General features: G+C 45.3%; 19 protein-coding genes. 8 read left to right on the plus strand and 11 right to left on the minus strand.

What is annotated here, in order from left to right; translation table 11 throughout:
• The first annotated feature begins 17 nt into the window (after positions 1-17).
• Positions 18-605: a DUF5606 domain-containing protein gene (locus tag EXU57_RS13680; RefSeq protein WP_165958139.1), complete on the plus strand. Its 588-nt coding sequence runs from the start codon at positions 18-20 to the stop codon at positions 603-605.
• A gap of 83 nt (positions 606-688) precedes the next feature.
• Positions 689-2407 carry a M3 family oligoendopeptidase gene (locus EXU57_RS13685; RefSeq protein ID WP_133268784.1) on the plus strand — a complete coding sequence of 573 codons (1719 nt, stop codon included), beginning with the start codon at positions 689-691 and terminating at the stop codon, positions 2405-2407.
• Between the two features lie 490 nt (positions 2408-2897).
• On the opposite strand, the gene EXU57_RS13690 is transcribed toward EXU57_RS13685, so the two are convergent.
• From EXU57_RS13690 to EXU57_RS13700, 3 genes are all read right to left on the minus strand, one after another.
• Positions 2898-3482 carry a DUF1989 domain-containing protein gene (locus tag EXU57_RS13690; protein WP_133268785.1) on the minus strand — a complete coding sequence of 195 codons (585 nt, stop codon included), beginning with the start codon at positions 3480-3482 and terminating at the stop codon, positions 2898-2900.
• Entirely contained in the window at positions 3479-4162 is a 684-nt protein-coding gene (gene gntA, locus EXU57_RS13695; RefSeq protein WP_133268786.1) for a guanitoxin biosynthesis heme-dependent pre-guanitoxin N-hydroxylase GntA, read from the minus strand. The genes EXU57_RS13690 and gntA overlap by 4 nt, the downstream gene beginning before the upstream one ends.
• A gap of 84 nt (positions 4163-4246) precedes the next feature.
• Positions 4247-5317, minus strand: coding sequence for a hypothetical protein (locus EXU57_RS13700; protein WP_243745594.1), 1071 nt, complete (start codon positions 5315-5317; stop codon positions 4247-4249).
• A gap of 309 nt (positions 5318-5626) precedes the next feature.
• On the opposite strand from EXU57_RS13700, the gene EXU57_RS13705 reads away from it, so the two are divergent.
• Positions 5627-5938, plus strand: coding sequence for a GNAT family N-acetyltransferase (locus EXU57_RS13705; RefSeq protein WP_133268787.1), 312 nt, complete (start codon positions 5627-5629; stop codon positions 5936-5938).
• 70 nt (positions 5939-6008) lie between these two features.
• Here the strand turns inward: EXU57_RS13705 and EXU57_RS13710 are convergent, their stop codons facing one another.
• Positions 6009-6428: a Fur family transcriptional regulator gene (locus tag EXU57_RS13710; protein WP_133268788.1), complete on the minus strand. Its 420-nt coding sequence runs from the start codon at positions 6426-6428 to the stop codon at positions 6009-6011.
• Positions 6429-6463: 35 nt separating this feature from the next.
• Positions 6464-7093 (minus strand): SCO family protein, encoded by a 630-nt coding sequence (locus tag EXU57_RS13715; protein WP_133268789.1) that lies wholly within the window; start codon positions 7091-7093, stop codon positions 6464-6466.
• 111 nt (positions 7094-7204) lie between these two features.
• Between EXU57_RS13715 and EXU57_RS13720 the strand changes: the two genes are divergently transcribed.
• Positions 7205-7597, plus strand: coding sequence for a MerC domain-containing protein (locus EXU57_RS13720; protein ID WP_133268790.1), 393 nt, complete (start codon positions 7205-7207; stop codon positions 7595-7597).
• Positions 7598-7839: 242 nt separating this feature from the next.
• Here EXU57_RS13720 and cysS read toward each other — a convergent pair whose 3' ends face one another.
• From cysS to rlmD, 5 genes are all read right to left on the minus strand, one after another.
• Positions 7840-9354 carry a cysteine--tRNA ligase gene (cysS, locus tag EXU57_RS13725; protein ID WP_133268791.1) on the minus strand — a complete coding sequence of 505 codons (1515 nt, stop codon included), beginning with the start codon at positions 9352-9354 and terminating at the stop codon, positions 7840-7842.
• A 155-nt stretch (positions 9355-9509) separates the two neighbouring features.
• On the minus strand, positions 9510-10616 hold the full coding sequence (locus EXU57_RS13730) for an endonuclease/exonuclease/phosphatase family protein (protein ID WP_133268792.1): 1107 nt from the start codon (positions 10614-10616) through the stop codon (positions 9510-9512).
• A 242-nt stretch (positions 10617-10858) separates the two neighbouring features.
• A complete protein-coding gene (locus tag EXU57_RS13735; protein WP_133268793.1) occupies positions 10859-11782 on the minus strand; it encodes a rhomboid family intramembrane serine protease in 924 nt (307 codons plus the stop codon).
• 34 nt (positions 11783-11816) lie between these two features.
• The gene (locus tag EXU57_RS13740) at positions 11817-12644 is read right to left on the minus strand and encodes a rhomboid family intramembrane serine protease (protein WP_133268794.1); all 828 of its coding nucleotides are present in this window, start codon (positions 12642-12644) and stop codon (positions 11817-11819) included.
• A 41-nt stretch (positions 12645-12685) separates the two neighbouring features.
• Entirely contained in the window at positions 12686-14086 is a 1401-nt protein-coding gene (gene rlmD / locus EXU57_RS13745) for a 23S rRNA (uracil(1939)-C(5))-methyltransferase RlmD (RefSeq protein ID WP_207955477.1), read from the minus strand.
• Positions 14087-14377: 291 nt separating this feature from the next.
• On the opposite strand from rlmD, the gene EXU57_RS13750 reads away from it, so the two are divergent.
• Positions 14378-15862 carry a TlpA family protein disulfide reductase gene (locus tag EXU57_RS13750; protein ID WP_133268795.1) on the plus strand — a complete coding sequence of 495 codons (1485 nt, stop codon included), beginning with the start codon at positions 14378-14380 and terminating at the stop codon, positions 15860-15862.
• A 16-nt stretch (positions 15863-15878) separates the two neighbouring features.
• A complete protein-coding gene (locus tag EXU57_RS13755; protein WP_133268796.1) occupies positions 15879-17810 on the plus strand; it encodes a peptidylprolyl isomerase in 1932 nt (643 codons plus the stop codon).
• Positions 17811-17889: 79 nt separating this feature from the next.
• Here EXU57_RS13755 and EXU57_RS13760 read toward each other — a convergent pair whose 3' ends face one another.
• A complete protein-coding gene (locus EXU57_RS13760; RefSeq protein ID WP_133268797.1) occupies positions 17890-18843 on the minus strand; it encodes a methylenetetrahydrofolate reductase in 954 nt (317 codons plus the stop codon).
• A 329-nt stretch (positions 18844-19172) separates the two neighbouring features.
• On the opposite strand from EXU57_RS13760, the gene lptB reads away from it, so the two are divergent.
• A complete protein-coding gene (gene lptB / locus EXU57_RS13765) occupies positions 19173-20012 on the plus strand; it encodes an LPS export ABC transporter ATP-binding protein (protein ID WP_207955478.1) in 840 nt (279 codons plus the stop codon).
• Positions 20013-20088: 76 nt separating this feature from the next.
• Positions 20089-21594 carry a GH3 auxin-responsive promoter family protein gene (locus EXU57_RS13770; RefSeq protein ID WP_133268798.1) on the plus strand — a complete coding sequence of 502 codons (1506 nt, stop codon included), beginning with the start codon at positions 20089-20091 and terminating at the stop codon, positions 21592-21594.
• The last annotated feature ends 463 nt before the right edge of the window (positions 21595-22057 follow it).

The following is a 22057-nucleotide window of genomic DNA, read 5'->3' on the forward strand; positions in this document are numbered from 1 at the left end:
CTCAAAATTTTGACATTATGGAGTATGGGAAAATCATTGCAATCAGCGGGATGGCGGGTTTATTCGAGCTGGTTGGAAGTAAAAAAGACGGTGCAATCGTTCGCTCTTTAGAAGACAAATCAACCAAATTTGTTTCTTCGCGTATACATAATTTTTCTCACCTGGAAAGCATAGAAGTTTACACGACTGGTGAAAATGTTAACCTTGTAGATGTGCTGCAGGCTATTAAACAGTCCGGTGAAGCTACACCATCGGAGAAGGACAATGCCGCCATCAAAGCATTCTTCGAAAAAGTATATCCCGAACTGGATTTTGAAAGGGTATATGCCAGCGACATGAAGAAAATGGTAAAATGGTATACTATACTTTCCGCCAATGATGTTGAATTTAAGTTGACCCAGCAGTCTGAGGAAGCCGAAGACGATGCAGCAGAAGATGTTGACGTAACTGATCAGCCGCTTGAAGCTGTTGAGGCATCCACCACGGAAGGTGCTGCTGAAACCGTTTCTGAAGACTCGGAGTTGGTTGAAGCAGCAGAAACAACTGAAGAGCCTGGTTCTGCAAAGAAAAAGGCGCCGAAAAAGAAGAAATCAGAAGAAGAATAACTTATTGCATCCTTCAGGTCCGGTAATCGAGATCGAACCCGCTGGTTCGGCTTGGTTCCCGGACTTTTTAAATTGTACCCCTTATGACGCTAAACGCAGACATACAGAAGCTACCACGTCACTTTGTACCAGCTGACTTTAAATTAACCAACTGGGAAGCTGTTGAGCCGTTTTTTAAACAACTGGTTGACCGGCCAATTAATTCTGCCGGCGACCTGGAGAAATGGTTGAGGGATATGAGTGAATTGGAGGCCGTGGTAAGCGAAGATGCTTGTTGGCGCCAAATCAAAATGACTTGTGATACTACCGATAAGTCGCTGGAAGAGTCGTTCAACTTTTTCTGCATGGAGATCCAGCCAAAATTGCAACCCTATGCGGACCTGCTGAACCGTAAGCTGGTTTCCAACCCTTACACCAAAGAACTCAACCAAAACCAGTATTTTACCTACCTGCGAAGCGTTAAAAAAAGTATTGACCTGTACCGCGAAGAAAATATTCCGCTACAGGCAGAACTGAGTGTAATGCAACAACAGTTCGGGGTGATTTCGGCTAAGATGACGATCGAGGTAAATGGACAGGAATATACACTGCAGCAAGCGGCTAAATTCCTGGAGAGCCACGACCGCAACTTACGGGAGGAAGTGTACCGCAAGATCAATGAAAGAAGGGCGTTGGATAAAGATGCCCTAAATGATTTATACACCCAACTCATCCAAAAGCGTCACCAGGTTGCTTTAAATGCCGGTTTTGCAAACTACCGCGATTATAAGTTTGCCGAAATGGGCCGGTTTGACTATACCAAAGAGGATTGTTTCAAGTTTCACGAAGCCGTAAAGCTTCATGTTTTGCCGTTGGTTGAAAAGATCAACCTGAAGAAAAAAGCCAAACTTGGCGTTGATGTGTTAAGGCCATGGGATACCGAAGCAGAGCCTGAAGGAGTTGAGCCGCTAAACCCCTTTAAAACCGGGGAAGAGCTAACCGAAAAAACCATCCAATGCTTTGAGCAACTTAACCCGTTTTTTGCAGACTGCCTGCGGAAGATGAAGGCAATTGGTCACCTGGACCTGGAGAGCCGTAAAGGAAAAGCCCCGGGAGGTTACAATTGCCCGCTCGCGGAAAGTGGTGCCCCCTTTATTTTTATGAATGCGGCTGGCCAGATGCACGATGTAACCACCATGGTTCACGAAGGCGGTCATGCCATCCATTCTTTTCTCGCGCACCCCCTCGAACTCAGCGCCTTTAAAGAATACCCAATGGAGATTGCCGAGGTTGCGAGCATGGCCATGGAACTTTTCAGCATGGACTACTGGCAGGTGTTCTTCGACAAGCCGGAAGATCTGCAACGCGCCAGGGAGCACCAGCTGGAGCGTACCATCAGCATCTTTCCATGGATCGCTACGATCGATAAGTTCCAGCATTGGGTTTACGAAAATCCAACCCATTCTTTAGAAGAGCGGACAGCTAAATGGACAGCAATACTGGAAGAGTTTTCGACCCATACCGTTGACTTTATTGGTCTGGAAGAATACCGGAAAATTGGCTGGCAAAGACAGCTTCACCTGTTTGAGGTACCTTTTTATTACATCGAATACGGGATTGCTCAATTAGGTGCGATCGGGATGTGGATGCAATTCAAACAAAGCAAAGAACAGGCGTTGAACAATTATATGCAGGCACTTAGTCTGGGCGGAACAAAAACGCTTCCCGCGCTTTATGAAGCAGCCGGACTGAAGTTTGATCTTTCACCAGGCCATATAGAAACGTTGATGAAGTTTGTAAATTGGGAGATGGAGAAGCTGTGAGTGAGTTGAGAGTGAAGAGTGTAGAATTATGAGTGTAGAGTTATGGGTGTAGAGTTATGGGTGTAGAGTTATGAGTGATGAGATATGGGAGATGAGACGTAATGATTGTTCGGTTCAGGTTGGTTGTTATTACGAGGCTGATCAACTGTGTTGTCATCGCGAGGCAACGAGGGATCTCTTGTTAACGATGAACTATGATCCAATGTCGTTTCCTTAAGCACCAGATAAAAAAAGCCGAACAGAATAGCTGCAAGTACAAGTGAGTGACACAACGATGCTCAATAGTTTTCCGAACGCCGGCTCCCAAAAAAAGTTCTTAAGTCAACGACATTGAACTATGATCTGTGAATGATGGGTCTCAAGTTTGCGAATGGCGTCTTCACTTGTCAACTTCTCCACAAATCAACTTCTCCATAAATCAACTTCTCAACCTATCAACTTGTCAACTTCTCAACTGATCAACCTATCAACTTCTCAACCTATCAACTCATCAACCCTCCAAGATCTCCCACCCTATCGGCTTGTAGGAGAAATTGTTGCTCATCCCGGCTGAACAGGCGGTCATACCAACGACCAGGTCCATCTCGGCCGTGATTATTAGGTAGTCACCGGCTTTACTTTTAGGCGGCAGCACAGCCAATTTACCCGTAGCCCCATCTACCGGAACATTCATAAAAACATTAAAACATGTTGGTATGTTATCCGGCCCTATTCCAAATGGCTCCAACGCTTCGCACAGGTTACCAAAACATCCGCGATGCGGCACCTTGTCTCCATAAGTGATCCTGAACATTTCCGCACTACAGGGCGCCAGCAAAAAGTCATGGGTACCAACGGTATCTTCGGTTATCGAGAACATCACATTGCTCCGGTTAGAATAGAAGCGATGTCCCTTGCTGAGGTAAATGGTTTCTGTATAATCCAGGGTTCGACCTGCCGACAAATATTCGCTTGTGTCATCGCAATTGTAGCAGATAAGGTCTGAAACCTGTTGCCCTTCGATATCGGTAATTTTTAAGGATGCGCCTTTTTTTAATTCAAAGGCTACACCACTTCTCGGGGTTATGATGTTCATTTCTTATGCTTGATGTGTAAGGGACACTGCCAGGACTGGTCGTATACTTTGCCACTGTATTGGTAGATCTCCGAAGCTTCGCCAAAATCGCGCAACATCGGGTTTACTGTTCCGGAAACTGCAATATCCCGTTTCCGAACCGTAGCTTTCATTGCTTCATATTTGCCGGCAGCGCGCAAGTCGCCAAACTGAGCATGCGGGTTAAACACCATTGTGGGATATTCAAACTGCCTGCTCAGCCTGCTGCTGTTGGGATGCAAACCGATAATAAAAAAGGCCTCCTCTTTAAGGCTGAAACTAAAGTCGACCTGGTCGGGGGCCGCTGCTACCCTCTTGTCATACGGGTATTTATAAGCATCCAGGTCAGATAGTGCCTGCAGCCGGTGCCAGAGTTGTGTTTCAAATTGTACTTCTGAACAATTGCCGGGTGCAGAGAATATGATGCTCGCGCTATGGTAAAGCTGGTCAGAACTCCGGTAGGAGTCAATAAAATCATATAAGAATTCAAGTATGGCCGCGTCATCTTTAGGACAAGCCATATGCCCGGCTACGAAACAGTGAATTTGTTCACGGCTCAACGCTGCTTTTGCTGCTACACAGGGAAAAGTCTTTTCCGCAATCAATTGACGGTATAAAGCAACAATCTCCCCTTCATCCGGGCTAATAACTGGTGTGTTCATGGGTTCATAAATTTAAAAAGCATGCCGTTGTGCACACACCTAATTGCAACCGATGAAAACCGTTCAAAGTATGATTAATTATATCTATGTTTCAAGAAGCTTGTCCAGCTGTTTTAACCGCGAAAAGTGCTTTCGGGCGGCGCGTAAAAACAACAAACCCTGGCGATAGGTCCATGTTGGATGGCCATTTGCATGATTAAACCTTGAAATCCGGTAAAGCACCTTCCAATGAAAAAGCACGATTTTATAGGCTTTTAGGAGCGAATTGCCATTGCCATAGATGTGGTGAGGTTCTGCCCCACAGCCGTTATACTCGAGAATGCTATACTCACGTCCACGCTTCAGGGCTTCAATTGAGGCACAACGGATGTCGTAGCGTCCATAATAAAATGTGCCCGTTTCAAGGCTGAGTTTATCAAATAGGGCCGTTAAAGGTTCATCAATCTCGTGCGCTAAACTTACGAGTTTGCCTCCCCTGCTCAGGTTTAAAGCATAACTCAGGCAATACCGTTCTCCCTTTTTCAAAATCTCGCCTAGCTTTTCCCGGTGTTTAACCTTCATTTCGTCAAGCCGGAATGTAACTCGTTCATACCTTTCGAGAAGTTGCAACAAGGTCGATCTGCCATCCCCTATTACCTCCAAAAACTCTTTTTTCAGAAAACCGGTAATTGTCCCTGTTTGTTCCCATGGGTAGCGGAAATAAAACACGCTTACTTCAAGCGGAAAATTGACCATTTCCTGAACTATGTACAGGGAGGGCATCAACTCATGATAACGTTTAAATTGGTCGTCGTTATGGATTTGCCTGAACATCAAACCCATCATGCCTACGTCTGGTTTAACAGCAAACGGGTACTCGAAACCAGCGGCCTTAACCCGCTCCAAAACCAGGGTAAATAATTCGTCATGCTGAACATAGATGCTCCGTGGATATGTACCCTCGGGTAGTTGTGCATACATCTCTCTTTTGCCTTCACCCTCGAAGCCGCCGAATGTAATTGAAGGATTTGAAGGGGTGAAAAACCATAAGGATCGCGCACGCAAACAATACCAGAACCAAAAAGGTGAAAGCGGGATGTACTTGGCAAGGTAAGGCCAGTTCTCCCAGTACCGGAGCTTAGTATAGATGTTCTTTAATTGCAATGACAGAAGCACTAATTGATTTACAGCAGATAAACACAAAAACCAACAAGTTTGCACGAAAAAGGTTGTGGGAGAACCAAATGGTTCGCCGTGGTATCTTGCCGGACACTCCTTTACAGCAATAGAGACAGGAAAATGTATGGTTCGGGGGCGTAAATTAAACGGCGCAGGTTAAGTGCTAACGCGCCGGAACTCCTCGATTGAGAGGTCTATTTTCAGCCTGATGTTGCAACCACCCAACGCACTATCTTTATCAGCGTTAACGGCACGGTTATGTGCACCGCACATACTGTTGCTAAATACCATCAATAGCAAACCAATATGACAGAAGTACAATTTGAAAATTACCCCGACGGTAAGGCCCTGTTTTTTATCGAAGAAGCAAATAACAAGATCGCCGAAATGGAAGTTGCTGTTAAAAGTAATGAGTTAATTGCCTACCATACCGAGGTCGATCCGGCCTACGAAGACCAGGGGCTTGCAAAAAAGCTGCTGGGGGTAATGGTTGAACATGCACGTGAACACAACCTTAAAGTTGTACCCCTTTGCCGGTTTGTACTTATTCAGTTTAAGCGAAACCCGGCAGAATATGCCGATCTGTGGCAGGAGGAAAAATCCGGGTACGAAGGTTAACGATAGCTTAGTCCCGCTCCTTAGCCCACTTGAGTTCGATGAATGGATGATCAACCATGGGGCAACCAGGTTACTTTACACAGTTCCTGCATTTGCCGTTGACCACCACTTCTATCTGGTTGGGTACAAAACCTTTGGGAAGTTTGACTTCTGGAACCGTGATTGCTTCGAGGCAATACGTGGTTTCACACTTATCGCAAATAAAGTGAACGTGGTTGTCGTGATGATGGCCTTCTGTGCATTCATCCTTACACAGCGCATACCGAATCGAGTTATCGGCTGATGGAATGGTGTGCAAAATTCCTTTCTCAACAAAGGTTTGCAAAGTGCGGTAAATAGTTACCCGGTCAAACTTCTCTCCCGTTTTAAGTTCGATATCATGATGCGCCAGGGCTCCCGGGTTATCCTGGAAAAGTTCCAGGATCTTCTTCCGGCTCTCCGTAACGCTGAGCTGGTTCTTTTTGAGAATATCCATTATCCTGGCTTGCATGTCGTTGAATTGTGGATGATTAATTAATGCGTTTGTTACAGTGCAGCCGTCAGCTTTTTCTCCTGAAGAAGGTCCTTTATGTCTTTGCTTAGCTTTTTCATTTCTTCCTTCTTCAAACCATCGTAAGCCCCGCCCCTCACCTGGCCATTTTTGTCGACCAACGCAAAAAACTGGGTATGAATAAATTGATCCTCCAGTTTGTCAACGCTATTTTTCGGATCGTCGAGTAAGTAGCTTCCACGAGCGGCAGTGTACAACTTGTTTTTGTCCCCGGTCAGGAAAATCCATTTACTGGTATTCACTTTCAGGCTATCGGCATAATATTTCAGCCTTGGTACGCTGTCTGTATCGGGCTGTACGGTGTGGGCAAGAATAAGAAAGTCAGGCTCGTCCTTAAACTCCTCATAAATCGTCTTCATGCTGGTGTTCATTCGCGGACATATACCCTTGCACGTTGTGAAAAAGTACTCCACAACCGTTACTTTCCCGGCAATGTCTTTTTCCGTAACGGTCTGGTTATCCTGGTTGGTAAATGCGAATGGTTTTACATAATTGATTACAGGGATCTTCCTCCTCCAGTTGTCGGTTCCCCTGAACACAAAAAAGAAGAATGCCCCGGTCAGCACAATGAAAAATAATCCATATCCTACAAGCTTCTTGTTCATATAATCTTTTGTTGTACAAATTTACACCCTGCGGGTGGTAAAATCATGACCGCACCCTACCCTAACAAACATTTTGCAACTTTGTTGCATTGATTTAGCTTTGCCAACTTGATGAAATCAAAATTAAACCTGGACGCGCTTGGTATAGCAACCTCCCTGGCCTGTGCTATACACTGTGCCCTCTTACCGTTGTTTATTACAAGCCTGCCAATATTTGGGGTGGAATTGATTGAGAATCCTGCTTTTGAAGCAGCAATGATCACTCTCGCATTCTGCATAGGAACCTGGTCGTTATACCATGGTTACAGAAAGCACCACCATAGTATTATTCCGATGGTTATCTTTTCCATCGGCTTCCTCTTCCTGATACTGAAGATATTTTTTATTGAATATGAACTCTGGCTATTGCTTCCGGCGGTAACCGGCATCATTACGGCCCATGTCATCAACTACAAGGCCTGCCGGGTGCACAATCACGCCCACGCCGACGACTGCGACCATTAGCCTGGTTTGTACATCCGAAACAGTTCCGGCACGATCCAATAAAAGCTTTAGAGAAATGTTGGGCATTCAACCAATGTTCCCGATCAGCGACATTTGCGGCTATCCGTTACTACTCCGCCACATGGCCATGCACAAGCCCTCAGCGGGGTAGCCACTTCTATCCGCCTGCCCGTCAACAGTATAACTTCTTCCGGCACCCCGGAAAACAGCTTATACCTGGAACAACCGATCCTGCACTAAAACTAATTGATGGTGTAGCTTATACTTCCGTCTTTCTCATCTTTCAATGCAATGCCAAGTACAAGCAATTGTTTTCTGATTGCGTCTGATGTAACAAAATCTTTCTTCGATTTAGCTGTTTTTCTTAACTCGATCAGCACCTGCAATACGCCTTCAAGCTTTGTATTATCCGCCTGCTCACTTTGCAATCCGAGGATATCTTCCACATAAACTTTCATCTGCGTTTGAAGCAGTGACATGTTTTCTTTGGTCAATGCACCGGGATGGATATGCTTGTCGCGTATCGAATTAATTACGGGTACCAGCTCAAATATATTGGCCAACACTTTCGCCGTATTAAAGTCGTCGTTCATAAACTCGTCGAAACCACCCAGTAATCGAACTACCTTGCTATTCAGTTCCGGGTCAACCTGGTCTTCACTAAAAGCAAACGCATCCACCTGGAACTTCTGTAACGACTCATAACTTTCCCATAAACGGCGAAAACCCTTTTCAGCAGCTTTTAAAGCCTCATTCCCAAAATCGAGCGTACTGCTGTAATGGGTTTGAAGAATGAAAAACCGGATCGTCATCGGGCTATATGCCTGTTCGAGAATGGGATTATTGCCGCTAAAGAGCTCACTTAACTTAATGGTATTGTTGTAGCTCTTTCCCATCTTTTTGCCATTGATGGTAATCATATTATTGTGTAACCAATAACGTACTGGGGTTTTGTTGTTGCAAACGGTGCTTTGCGCAATTTCACATTCATGATGTGGAAACATCAGGTCCATGCCACCGCCATGAATGTCAAATTCATCCCCGAGGTATTTGGCACTCATGGCCGAACATTCAATATGCCAACCCGGGAACCCGTCGCCCCATGGACTCTTCCACCGCATAATGTGCTCCGGGGGCGCATTTTTCCAAAGGGCAAAATCCGGCTTGTTGCGTTTTTCTTCCTGGTTGTCCAGGTCGCGCGTGCTGTCTACCTGCTCTTCAAGAACCCTTCCGCTCAACATTCCATAGGGTAGCCCTTTTGCGGAAAAGTCACTGTTATATTTTTCTACGTCGAAATAAACACTACCATTTACAACATAGGCGTAGCCATCGCGGATGATCTTTTCGATCATACCAATCTGCTCAACAATGTGCCCGGTAGCAGTAGGTTCAATACTGGGTTCAAGATTGTTAAACCGCTTCATGGCGTCGTGAAACCGGTTGGTATACTTCTGCACCAGTTCCATGGGTTCAAGCTTTTCCACCACTGCTTTCTTGCTGATCTTGTCTTCTGCTTCCCTGCCCTCTTCCTCAAAGTGGCCTGCATCAGTAATGTTGCGTACATACCTCACCTTATAACCGAGGTAGGTAAGGTATCGGAAAATCACATCGAAGGTGATGTAAGGTCTGGCATGTCCAAGATGGCTTTCACCACTTACGGTTGGTCCGCATACGTACATGCCTACGTGGCCGGGCGTAAGGGGTGTGAATACTTCTTTTTTCCGGGTTAACGAATTGTAAACGGATAATTGCGACATATGATAAAGTAAGGAGTTGTAGAGAATAGAAACGCAAATGGCCTGAAACTTTTCAGCTAAAGGCAACAACAACCGGCAGTGTGGCAGGAAACAAACTCCATGTTAAAAGACGTTAGGCGCCGAAGGTAATAAATTGTTACAAATGCATGATGGTGCTATTTTAAAGCAACATCCGTGATCAGCATCAGGTGATCACTTAAGGCTTCATCAACCATATCGAACTGTAGAATATCAAAACGGGGTTCAACCATGATGTAATCTATGCGAAGGGTAGGAGCCACATCGATAAAGGTTCTCCCGATGCCCATTGAGGTCGCCAGGAAAGCATCCTGCCAGTTGGATCGTATCTGCGCGTAAGTATAACTGTTGGGTACATCGTTGAAATCGCCGCATAAAACAGCAGGGTAGGGCACCTTCTCTAATACGGAACGCACAATACGCGCCTGTTCGCTCCTTTTCGTAAAGGCAAGCCGCATCTTCTGAAACAAACTTTTGGATGCTTGCAAACTTTGGTTCTCTGTGTTTTTAATTTGTTCCATCCCTTCGTAGTCCCGCTTGTTAAACTTGAATGATTGCAGGTGTGTGGTAAGTACGCGTATGGTTCCGTGCGGTCCTTTGATGTCAGCGAATATAAGGCTCTCGTTGTAGGGTCCCGGGTATTCAATCCTGCCTGAGTCGATAATCGGGTGTTTCGAAAAAATCACGCTTCCCGATTGGTAGTTATTAGTTCGTCTTTTGAAGTCTTTGGAGAAATAATGATGGGGGTACTTGCTGGAAAAAAGTGCAAAGTTGTCCTGCACATTCGAATGGTTAAACTCCTGCAGGCACACCACGTCGGGATTTTTCCGCATAATGGCCTCGGCAATTGAAAGCCTGTCGATGCGCTTCTTATCGGCTTTGTTGCTAAGACCTTCAAAGCTCCTGATGTTCCAGTCAACTATTCTTATGGCGGAGGTATCCTTGCGGTCTTTAAACATCGTACCCGGCTTTACCCCGAATAAAACCTGCAACTGTTTAAATCCTATCAAAAGGGTTAGAATAGGAATAAGTGAATACTTGAAGTTTACTACCCACCAAAAGAACATACTGAAGATGAGCAAGATAACAAGGTAAGGAAATGCAAGGCCAAGAAAACCCATAAACCACCAAACCGATGGATCCAGGTAAGGTGCAAGGCAGGCCAACAGGAAAACAAGTGCAAGAATGCTGTTCAGAGTAATGAAAACTGTTTTTGTAAATCTTCTTAACGTCCGGACTGCCATGTTGTAAATATAATTTTTTACCTCAGAAAAGACCCGTTAAAACGTTCAGGTTTAAACAACTGCGCAACCGATCCACCAGCCGGAAATGCAGATTTCGATTGCAAACAGGCTGTTTAAGTATACGAAAGGGATAAATGTCGGTGACTATGCAAGAGAAAGTATACCGTTACCGCCCGGTAAGCAATTATGGGCAGCCCGTCCAGAGGTTACCGGAAATTTGGATGCGGTTAACTCAACCGCAATTACAACTCTTCGCGGCTGGCTTTTTTCAAAAAGTCCTTTTCCTCATCCGTAAGGTGGTTGTAACCTTTCTGGTTTATTTTGTCCAACAGCTCATCTATACGTTGCTGGGTTACATGTGGGGTTTTTACAAATGGGCGTTGTTGAGCGTTATAGTACAGGGTAGGCTTCTCCGGCTTCTTTTGGTACTTTTTAGCTGGATTAAACAGGTTGTCCGTCCATGAAACAAGATTAACCATCCACTCGCTCCAGTCGTGGCCCTGGCGTAACTGCCAAACAAATACATAGCCCATTACACCGGCGGCTACTTCAGCAATGGCGTAGCCAGGATTTGAAAAACCAACGGTTGCAAAGTTGATGAGTACAAATATGAGGGTGAGGATCCAAAGCGGAATACCGCCATTGATCAGGGGGAAGATCTTATACCTGGGCGCAAACGTCGTAGTTGCAATGGCAACGGCCATAATTGCCGGGCCAGCACCTGCAAGAGGTTGAATAGTCGGTGCCGCTGCCTTAAGTGCCGGGATAACGTTCACGGCGAGTAGAAAACACAGGCCACCAGCCAACCCGCCATAGAGATAAACAGGTATAAGCTTCTTATTACCAACCAGATCCTGGAAAAGATAACCATAACACCATAACCAAAGCATACTGGTTATCAGCGACCATAGGCGGTACTCACTAAACATGTAAGTCAGAATGGTCCAGGGCCTTGCTACAAACGTGGGCGTTTCAGCTGATATGGCAAAGTAGGGAACGATGTTGCTTACAAAGCCGGTGATGTTGCCACCATCAAGAAAATGGAGAATTTTGAAAAAGGTAATAATTGTAAAAGCAATTGCATTGATTGCTAAAAGAAGAACAAGTGCATTACCATCCTGCCCCAGCAACATCTTGCGCCTGCTATTTTGTTCCAGCACACTCATACAATTAACTTTACAATGTTATAAACGATTTACGTTAATAATACCTCGGGCGATTTCTCTTCCAGGTTAAAACGAGCAGAAATCCAACTATAGCACCGCCAATATGTGCCCACCGGGCAATTCCATCGCCCCGGTCTTGTAAGGCCATAATAAGCTCTATACTAAAATATGCAATTCCCAGCCATTTTGCTTTAACCGGGAAAAGAAAATAAAGATAAATTCTGGCATCCGGGAAAACGTACGCGAAACCGGCCAATATGCCAAAAACCGCCCCGCTTGCACCTACGGTAGGACGACTGATGGCCTGGTAGGCACGTTCCTGTACCGCTGAAAATGCACTTGTGAGATAAGTTGGATTGTCGGGGAATTTGCCGGCTGTGTTTACTTTGTCGGCAACCTCTTCTGTCACTAATCCACGTAGCCCGCTCTCACCCGTGGTAAAGGCGTAAAGGTTTTCAAACGTGAGGTGGGTGCGCAGGTAATCGAGCTGGGCAATAAAATCCTTTGAGCCGTACCACAAAAAAAACAGGTGAAGTAAAGCAGCGCCTATTCCACACAAAAAATAAAAGGTAAGAAAACGGCGAGGTCCCCATTCATTTTCAAGGGGGGCCCCAAACATCCACAATCCTATCATATTGAATAGAATGTGCATCCAATCGGCATGCATAAACATATGGGTAATGATCTGCCACGGTTTAAACAGTGGCGATTGAACATTATGTAAGGCAAGTAGATCCTGCATTGCTGAGGGATTGAAGTTGCCCACGGTAATCTTCGCCAAAAAGAAAAGAACATTTATAATAACCAGGTTTTTTACTACCAGGGGAAGCACCTCGAAGCGCGAGGGTCTGAATTGCATCATAAAATTGGATTCGTTCAATAACAAAAGTAAGTTGCCAAAAGTTAGCGCCGTTTTAATTGTACCACGTTCTCTATATGCAGGGTATGCGGAAACATGTCTACCGGTTGTACCCTGGTAACAACATATTTTTCATCAAGCAGGGCCAGGTCGCGCGCCTGGGTAGCAGGATTACAGCTGACATAAACAATGGTCGGGGCTTCAATTTCAAGCAGCTTATTTACCAGTTTTTCGTGCATTCCTGCGCGTGGGGGATCCGTAATTACGACATCTGGCCGGCCATGTTCGTAGAAAAAATTGTCGTTACAAATATCAACCACGTCACCCGTTACAAATACCGCATCCGAAAGGTTGTTAATGGTTGCGTTTTCGCGGGCGTCCCTGATGGCCTCATCGATCATCTCTACCCCGATAATCTTTTTTGCTTTGCTGCTCACGAAAATGCCGATGCTCCCGGTTCCGCAGTATAGGTCGTACACGGTTTGGCTGCCATCAAGTTCGGCAAAATCACGTGCAACCCGGTAAAGTGCTTCGCCCTGTCGGGTATTGGTTTGAAAAAATGACTTTGGCGATATTTTAAAACGATAGCTTTCGAGTTGCTCAATAATGTATCCTTTCCCGGTATATACAACAGGCTCCAGGTCGAATATGCTATCGTTTTTCTTTGGATTAAAGGTGTATAGGAGGGTAGTGATTTGCGGAAAACGTTGAACAAGGTGGTTGAGCAAGGCCTCGATTTTCTTTTTGTCGTTGCTACCTACAACGATGTTCACCATGATTTCACCCGTAGTTGCCATTCTTACCTGCATAGTGCGTAGAAATCCATGATGCGCCTTAATGTCGTAATAGCTTAACTGCTGGTCCCTGGCATAGTCGTGAACAGCAAGCCTTAGATCATTAGTGGGCTCTGGCTGTAGATGACATTTGATGATTTGCACGACTTTGTCGAAAAGCCCCCGGGCGTGAAACCCGGCAACGTTTTCTTCGGAGGAAACATTTGGGTTGTGCAGTTCCTCCGGGAGTAAAAAGCGCTTTGGCGAAAACGTGTACTCCATTTTATTGCGATAGTACCGTGTTTCAGTCGCCCCCAATATGGGTAAAATAGGAGGGAGCGCAACTTTCCCGATGCGGGTTAGGTTATCCGCAACCTGTTGTTGTTTATATTCCAGCTGCTTTTCATAAGGTAGCATTTGCCACTGACAGCCGCCACATACGCCAAAGTGTTGGCAAAACGGAGTAACCCGCTGATCTGAATACGCGTGAAAGTGCACCGCAACACCTTCTGCCCAGTCTTTTTTATTTTTTCGCAGGAAAACGTCTACCACATCGCCTGGTATAGTGTTCTCAACAAAGATCACCTTACCATCCACCCGCGCTAGAGACTTACCTTCTGCCGCGTAATTTTCGAGCCGCACATTTTGTAGTACCACCTTTTTACCTCTCATGGCCACAAAAGTAAACGCAACCAACAAGCTATAGAAAAGATTTAACCTTATGATTAGGGGCGGATGATCCACAAAGGTTTGCAATTGAACGGAGCATCGCCCGTCCGAACGGTTCCAGCCGGGCGGGCAACGATGTATCATCATGGTACAACTGCCGGTAACATAATCCTGATGCTTGAATCAGCGTTATTAAGGTAGGGGAGGGCTAATATTAATGACTGTATTAACATTTTTAAAAAACCGTTTTGACCTTTTAAGAATATTTTTACTCTTGTTCGAAATATTGTTTCTATGAGAATACTTGTACTTGCAACGCTTTGTGTGTTTGTTGTTGGAACCACCTCTGCTCAAAATAAGGTTGCAACCAAAGCAAAACCTGCTGCTACCCAGGCGACCGGGTATAATATTCCCATTACCCTAACCCCGCTGAAGGACTGCTGGGTATACCTGGGCTGCCATTTCGGACAATATAAGAATCTTGCAGACTCCGCATACCTCGACAAAAACAGCCAGGGTGTTTTTAAAGGTAAAACCAGGCTGCCAGGAGGTATTTATTTTGTAGTATCCCCCAGGAAAGTGTTGCTGTTTGAGCTGCTCATGGACAATGAACAACGATTCAGCATAAAGGCCGATACCCTTAAACCGGAAGTTGTTACGATCACCGGGTCGCAGGAAAATCAACTGTTCCAGGAATATACACGTTACCTCGGAGAAAAGGCACCCCAGCTAAATGCGCTGCAACGGCAACTAAGCGCGGCAACAACCGAACGGGATTCCACCCTGATTAAAACTGAACTTGCCCAGGGCAACAAAGAACTGCAGTCGTACCGGGAAGACTTGTTGAAAAAACACCCTAAGTCGATGCTTGCAAGTTTCTTTCACACGATGAAACGGCCGGAGATCCCCGCAATTCCAAAGCTGGCAAATGGTTCAGCCGACTCGGCGTACCCGTACCGGTTTGTAAAAGAGCATTGGTGGGATGGTGTGTCGTTCGATGATGAACGGCTGGTTCGGACGCCATTTTTTGAACCGAAACTGGAGGAGTACTATAAATATTATGTACCCCAGGATGCCGACTCTATAATTCCTGAAGTAAACTACATGCTGTTGGTAAGCCGGAACAGTAAGGAAATGTTTAAATACCTGTTGGGCAAATTCACCGATAAATACATTAACCCTGAATATATGGGTCAGGAAAAAGTTTTCCTGTACCTGTTCGACAAATATTATACTAAAGGTGATACCGCATGGTTGAGTCAAAAACAACGGCAGTACATTTTCGACCGGGCATACAGCCTTATGGCCAACCAGCTCGGGGAACCTGCTGCCGACCTGGCCATGCTTGATACGAGCGGTAAAAGTGTTACCCTGTATGGTGTGAAGGCACCTTTTACTTTTGTAAGTTTTTGGGATCCAAACTGCGGGCATTGTAAGGAAACTATCCCCAGGGTAGACTCAATTTACCGGGCCAGGTGGAAAGGGCTCGGTGTAAAGTTGATTGGAGTAAACGTCGACGAAGCGGCCAATGAAGCCTGGAAAAAATTCATAGCAGAAAACAAGCTTACCGAGTGGCAACACATTTACCAGCCAAAACAACTGCGCGACGAAGAGTCGAAAAAGGGGCTGCCCAACTTCAGGCAATTGTATGACGTTTTCAAAACCCCGACATTATATTTGTTGGACGATCAAAAACGGATCATAGGCAAAATGCTTACTATAGAACAGTTTGACGACGTTCTGCAGGCTAAATTGAAGGCCCGGAAATCAACCCCCTAGTTCAACTTAAAAGACGATGATAAAGAAATTTGCGCTTTCCGGTTTACTGGGAATGTGTATCGTTGCTACCAACGCGCAACCGATTTTTAGTTATGGAAAGAACACGGTGACCAAAGAAGAATTTGTAAAAGCATTCAACAAAAACCCAACCCCATCAGATAACCGGAAGCAATCGCTAAAGGAATACCTGGACCTGTACATCAACTTCAAATTAAAAGTACAAGCCGCCTACGACGCTAAACTGCAGCAAGATCCCACCCAGAAATACGAACTCGACAATTTTAAAAAGCAGGTTGCGGAAAACATCATCAACGAAGAGGCGAATATAATGGACCTGTCGCGTGAGGCCTTTAATCGCAGCCTGAAAGACATTCACCTGGCGCAGGTATTTATTGAGTTAAACGAAAAAGAAGACAGTACCGAAGCTTTTAGGAAAATCCGGTTGGCTTATGAGCAACTGAAAGCAGGTAAGGAGTTTTCGACCATCGCACAGGAGTATTCAAACGACCCTTTTACCATTCAAACATCCGGCGATCTCGGGTTCATTACGGCATTTACCTTGCCTTACGATTTTGAAAACGTTGCCTACAGTCTTAAGCCTGGCAGCTTTTCAGCACCTTTCAAAAGCAAACTTGGCTATCACATTTTCAAAAACCTCGAAGAGCGGAAAGGATTGGGGAGAAGACAGGTAGCACAAATCCTGGTGTCGTACCCACCCGGTTCGGGTGAAGCAGAAAAGTCGATTGCGCGCCGGAAAGCAGACTCGGTCTACAATCTTCTACATCAAGACTCCAGTCGTTTTTCCAGCCTGGTACACGAAGTAAGTGCAGACGTTTCAACGGTAAATAACGACGGTCAACTTGCTGAGTTTGGCGTAGGCCAATTTAGTCAACCTTTTGAACAGGCTGCCTTTGCATTATCTAAACCCGGGGAAGTGTCAAAGCCATTCGAAACAAACTATGGGTTTCATATATTGAAGCTCATCGCAATCAAACCTGTGGGTAACAGTTTCGATGAGCCGGAGACTGCAGCAACTTTCAGGGATAGAACCCTGCAGGACGACAGGTTAAACCAATCCCGGAAAGCACTCGTGGCAAAAAGGCTTGCGCTCATCAGGTACAAACCTGCAGCCTATGATGCAAAGCAACTTTGGTCATTTACGGATAGCAGCGCTTCCGGTAAAAACATCACATCATTCAAAAACCTGAATGAGAAAACGGTTCTGTTCTCTTTTGCGAAACAGCAGATTACGGTTGGCGACTGGCTGAAGTTTGCCCGCGCAGTTCGAACTGCGCAAACTGAACTTGGGAAACTGGATTATCCCGCATTAATGAAGGAGTATGTAGCAATTACCGGGGGTGAGTATTATAGAAACCACCTGGAAGACTATAACCCGGCGTTTAAACAGCAGGTAGAGGAGTTTATGGAGGCCAACCTGTTGTTCGGTATTATGGACAAAAACGTTTGGGCAAGGGCCAATGTTGATACCGCGGGCATGTTATCCCATTACAATTCGCATAAGCAAAAGTACCAGTGGTCGGAGAGTGCAGATGCGTTAATTGTTTCCTGCGATGCGGAAGATGTTTACCAGCAAGTTTCAAAACGGTTAAAGGATAGTGTTGCCAACTGGCGGATGATTACTGGATCATATGGTAACCTGGTAACTGCCGATAGTGGCCGTTATGAACTGGGCCAGCTTCCTGTTGTCGATCGCACAAATTTTTCGGAAGGACTTTTAACTGCACCAGTAAAAAACGAAAGCGACAATTCTACCAGTTTCAATTACATCTTCAAGCTTTACCCTGGCAAGCAACAACGGTCGTTCGACGATGCGCGTGGAATGGTGATCAGCGACTATCAGCAGGTTCTGGAGGAAAAATGGCTGGCGCAGCTGAAGAAAAAGTACCCGGTTAAGATTAACCAGGCGGTTTTTAACACCCTGAAATAACCTAACACGGCATAGAAAAGGCCAAACCTTTGCGGTTTGGCCTTTTTATTTTGAGCTTTAAAGATCAGCGAAACAGGAACTATACAAGTTCCTTAACCACGTTCCAGATCACCTTTGGCTTGCCCAGGGTATAGTAGTGGAGTACGGGAACACCAAATTCCCTAAGCTCTTTACTTTGTTGCAATAGCCACTCCGCGCCAACAATCTCGCATTCGGCATCTGTTTTACACTTCATAATGCTATTCGAAAGATCCGTAGGAATGTCGACATGGAACAAACGCGGCAGAACCGACAATTGTTTTTTAGTAGTGAGGGGTTTAAGGCCGGGAATGATCGGCACATTAATCCCAATGGCACGGCAGTCGTTTACAAACTGGAAGAACTTTTTATTGTCGAAAAACATTTGTGTCATAATATAACATGCCCCGGCTTCCACTTTGTCTTTCAGGCGCTGAAGGTCAATCTCGAGATTTGGAGCCTCAAAGTGTTTTTCCGGATAGCCCGCTACCCCAATACAAAACTTGGTTTTACCACCATTCAGGATGTCCTCGTCGAGGTAGATACCATTATTAAGGTTCGAAACCTGTTTCAGCAGGTCGATTGCATATCGGTGCCCGTCGGGTTCAGGCTCAAAAGCGGTTTCATTTTTGGGTGCATCGCCCCTTAACACGAGTACATTGTCAACATCAAGAAAGTTCAGGTCGATCAGGGCGTCTTCGGTTTCCCGTTTACTAAAGCCTCCGCAGATAAAATGGGGAACAGCATCAATCTGGTAGTGGTTCATGATGGCCGCACATATGCCTACGGTTCCCGGTCTTTTTCTTACTTCTACTTTGTCAAAGGTGCCATCTTGCTTTTTTTTAAACATCGTTTCACTTCGGTGATAAGTCACGTTTATCCAGGAAGGCTTAAATTCCATCAGTGGATCGAGGTGATCGTAGATGGAGTTTATGCTTTTTCCCTTCAAAGGTGGCAACACTTCAAAAGAGATCAGGGTGTCTTTTCCCTGGTTTATGTGATCAATAACTGTCATTATATATTATCTGTTCTGCAAACATAAATCAATGTCGTTTAGTTAAGCCGATTATGTAATTTGTTTGCCCAGCTACTTCCAATGGTACAAGAGTGCGACGCAACGATGTCCTATAGAATTCCGTGGCCGGGTCCATAAAAATTGCTTAAGTAAATGGCATTGAAACATAAATCAACAATCCATATAAAAGTACCACGGCTGCCGCAGGGTAGAGCAGCGACCTGGCCCAACGCAAGGGTAGCTCCTCTTATGTGCCAGGCAGCTCAACAAACTGTTAAGAGCTGTACTTTCATAGGCTATATACTTATTTTTGTTTCAAACTGTACCGTTTGAGCCTGAATATACATACCGATCACCTGATTAAGAGCTATAAGAACCGCACGGTTGTTGATGATGTTTCTGTAAACGTCAGGCAAGGTGAGATCGTAGGTTTATTAGGTCCGAATGGTGCAGGAAAAACAACCACCTTTTATATGGTTGTGGGTTTGATTAAACCAGATAAGGGAGCGGTTTTCCTGAACGACCTGGATATTACCCGGTTACCCATGTATAAACGGGCCCAAATGGGTATTGGCTATTTACCCCAGGAAGCGAGTGTGTTCAGGAAGCTTTCTGTTGAGGATAATATTAAAGCCGTTCTTGAAATGACCCGGTTGTCGCGAAAAGAACAAAAGGCAAAACTTGAGGCCTTACTTGATGAATTTAACCTTCACCATGTAAGAAGAAACAATGGCGACAGCCTGAGCGGTGGTGAAAGGCGACGTACCGAGATTGCGCGTGCGCTGGCTGTAGACCCAAAGTTTATACTGCTTGATGAACCTTTTGCCGGTGTTGACCCCATTGCCGTTGAAGATATTCAAACGGTGGTTGCCCGGCTTAAATACCGAAATATTGGAATACTCATTACCGACCACAACGTAAACGAAACACTGTCCATCTGCGATCGCGCTTACCTCCTGATTGAAGGAAAAATCTTTAAAACCGGTACAGCCGAACAACTTGCACAGGATGAACAGGTACGTCGCTTGTACCTGGGAACAAATTTTGAATTAAAAAGGAAAGACTGGATTATTGAAATGGGCCGTAACAACGCGCAACCAGGTTATGTTAGCACCGTTAGCCATGTGAATACCAACGATCCCGAAACAACATCGTCGAATACACTGTGACAAGCCAACGTTTACGCTAAGGCAGCCACCTGGCCCATTTATTCACAAAACTGGTTTTTACCTATTATTGCACCATATGAAAATTTTCAGTCCTGCGATTTCCCGGCTTGCCAGATTAAGGTTGTGGCATATCGAACACTGGATTAATCATCCGCTGGAAGCACAACGAGAAGTGCTTCAGCATCTTGTTACCTCTGCGCAATACACCGAGTTTGGCCGGAAATATGGCTTTGATAAATTATTCACCGTGTCTGCTTTCAAAGAGGCGGTGCCCATTAGTGAATACGACGACCTAAAGCCCTATATCGAGCGGATCATGAATGGCGAGCAAAACCTCTTGTGGAACACACAGGTTAGCTGGTTTGCAAAAAGCAGCGGAACAACCAGCGACAAAAGCAAGTTTATACCTATTACCGATGAAAGTCTGCAGGAAACCCATTTCCAGGGCGCAAAGGATGTGCTTACCCTTTATTACAATTTCAATCCGGATAGTGATCTGCTGACCGGGAAGGGTCTGGTTATCGGCGGAAGCCACCAGGTAAACCGGCTTAATGATGACTCGCAATACGGGGATCTAAGCGCCGTGCTCATGCAGAACACACCATTTTGGGGACATTGGCTGCGAACCCCGGAGCTATCCATCGCTCTGCTTGATGAATGGGAAACAAAAATAGAAAGACTAGCCGAGTCGACCATTCCCGAAAATGTTACCAGCATTAGCGGTGTTCCAACGTGGACGCTTGTGTTAATCAAACGGATTCTTGAAATCACCGGGAAGCAAAACTTAAAAGAGGTCTGGCCAAACCTGGAACTATACATTCATGGCGGGGTATCATTTACACCGTACCGCGAACAGTTTGATAAACTTATAGGGGCGCCTATTCATTATATCGATCTTTATAATGCAAGCGAAGGTTTTTTTGCAGCTATGAATAACCCCAATGAAGAAGGTATGTTGCTTTTTCTTCAACATGGGGTTTTTTACGAGTTTATGCCGGTGGAAGAATACGGCAAAGCTTCACCAGAAACAGTTGGGCTCGACAAGGTTGAACTAAATAAGAACTACGCAATTGTTATCAGCACAAATGGTGGTTTGTGGCGGTATCTTGTTGGCGATACCGTAAAGTTTACTTCCCGTTTTCCGTTTAAAATAAAGGTTACCGGCAGGGTAAAACACTTCATCAACGCCTTCGGCGAAGAGGTGATTGTAGATAATTCTGACCGCGCAATAGCGGTGGCCTGCGAAAAAACCGGCGCTGTTGTAAATGATTATACCGCTGCACCGATTTACTTTAGCGACTATGGGAATGGCAGCCACGAGTGGCTGATAGAATTCGAGAATGAGCCATCCGACCTTGGCCTGTTTACATATGAGCTCGACAGTGCGCTTAAAAGCGTGAACAGCGATTACGAGGCGAAAAGGCATAAAGATATCGCCTTAAGGATGCCGGTGGTTAGAAACCTCCGAAAGGGGGTTTTCCAGGAATGGCTGCGCAGCAAAGGCAAGCTTGGTGGTCAACACAAAGTACCGCGGCTGAGCAATGACCGCAGTTATCTCGAAGAAATTACGGAACTGATGTAGGGTTTACAAAAAGCCTCCATAAAAAGCACCTTCTACAGTCTTACGCCCACATGTCCCTTATCGGATAGGCGTGTGTACGATCTGCAACTCCTTATGCCGGTCCAAATGACCCCTGGTCGCGCAGTGTTCCCTCTGTACCTTAACTTTTTACCGCAGCCTTCTTATTACCGAAGGACCAACAAAGCCCTAAACTCAGCAAAAGGGATAAATCAACGATAAACCTTTTTAATATGCTGTTGATTACGATTACTTTGCCCCCGAATACTATATTTTTGAGATCCTAATCCAATGTCGTTTACTTAAGCTTGTTGTTGGAAAATTCGGTGAATAAAGATATTCAGTACAAGCGAGTGACACCCGTCCGAACAGAGTTCATCCGGGCGGGCAATGACGGCAAAATGGAATTCCGGTAGCCGGTCACCACAAAAAGCTCTTAAATAAACGACATCGGATCCTAATCTTT

The sequence above is a fragment of the Segetibacter sp. 3557_3 genome (assembly GCF_004354985.1).
In the GTDB taxonomy this organism is placed as follows: Bacteria; Bacteroidota; Bacteroidia; order Chitinophagales; family Chitinophagaceae; genus Segetibacter.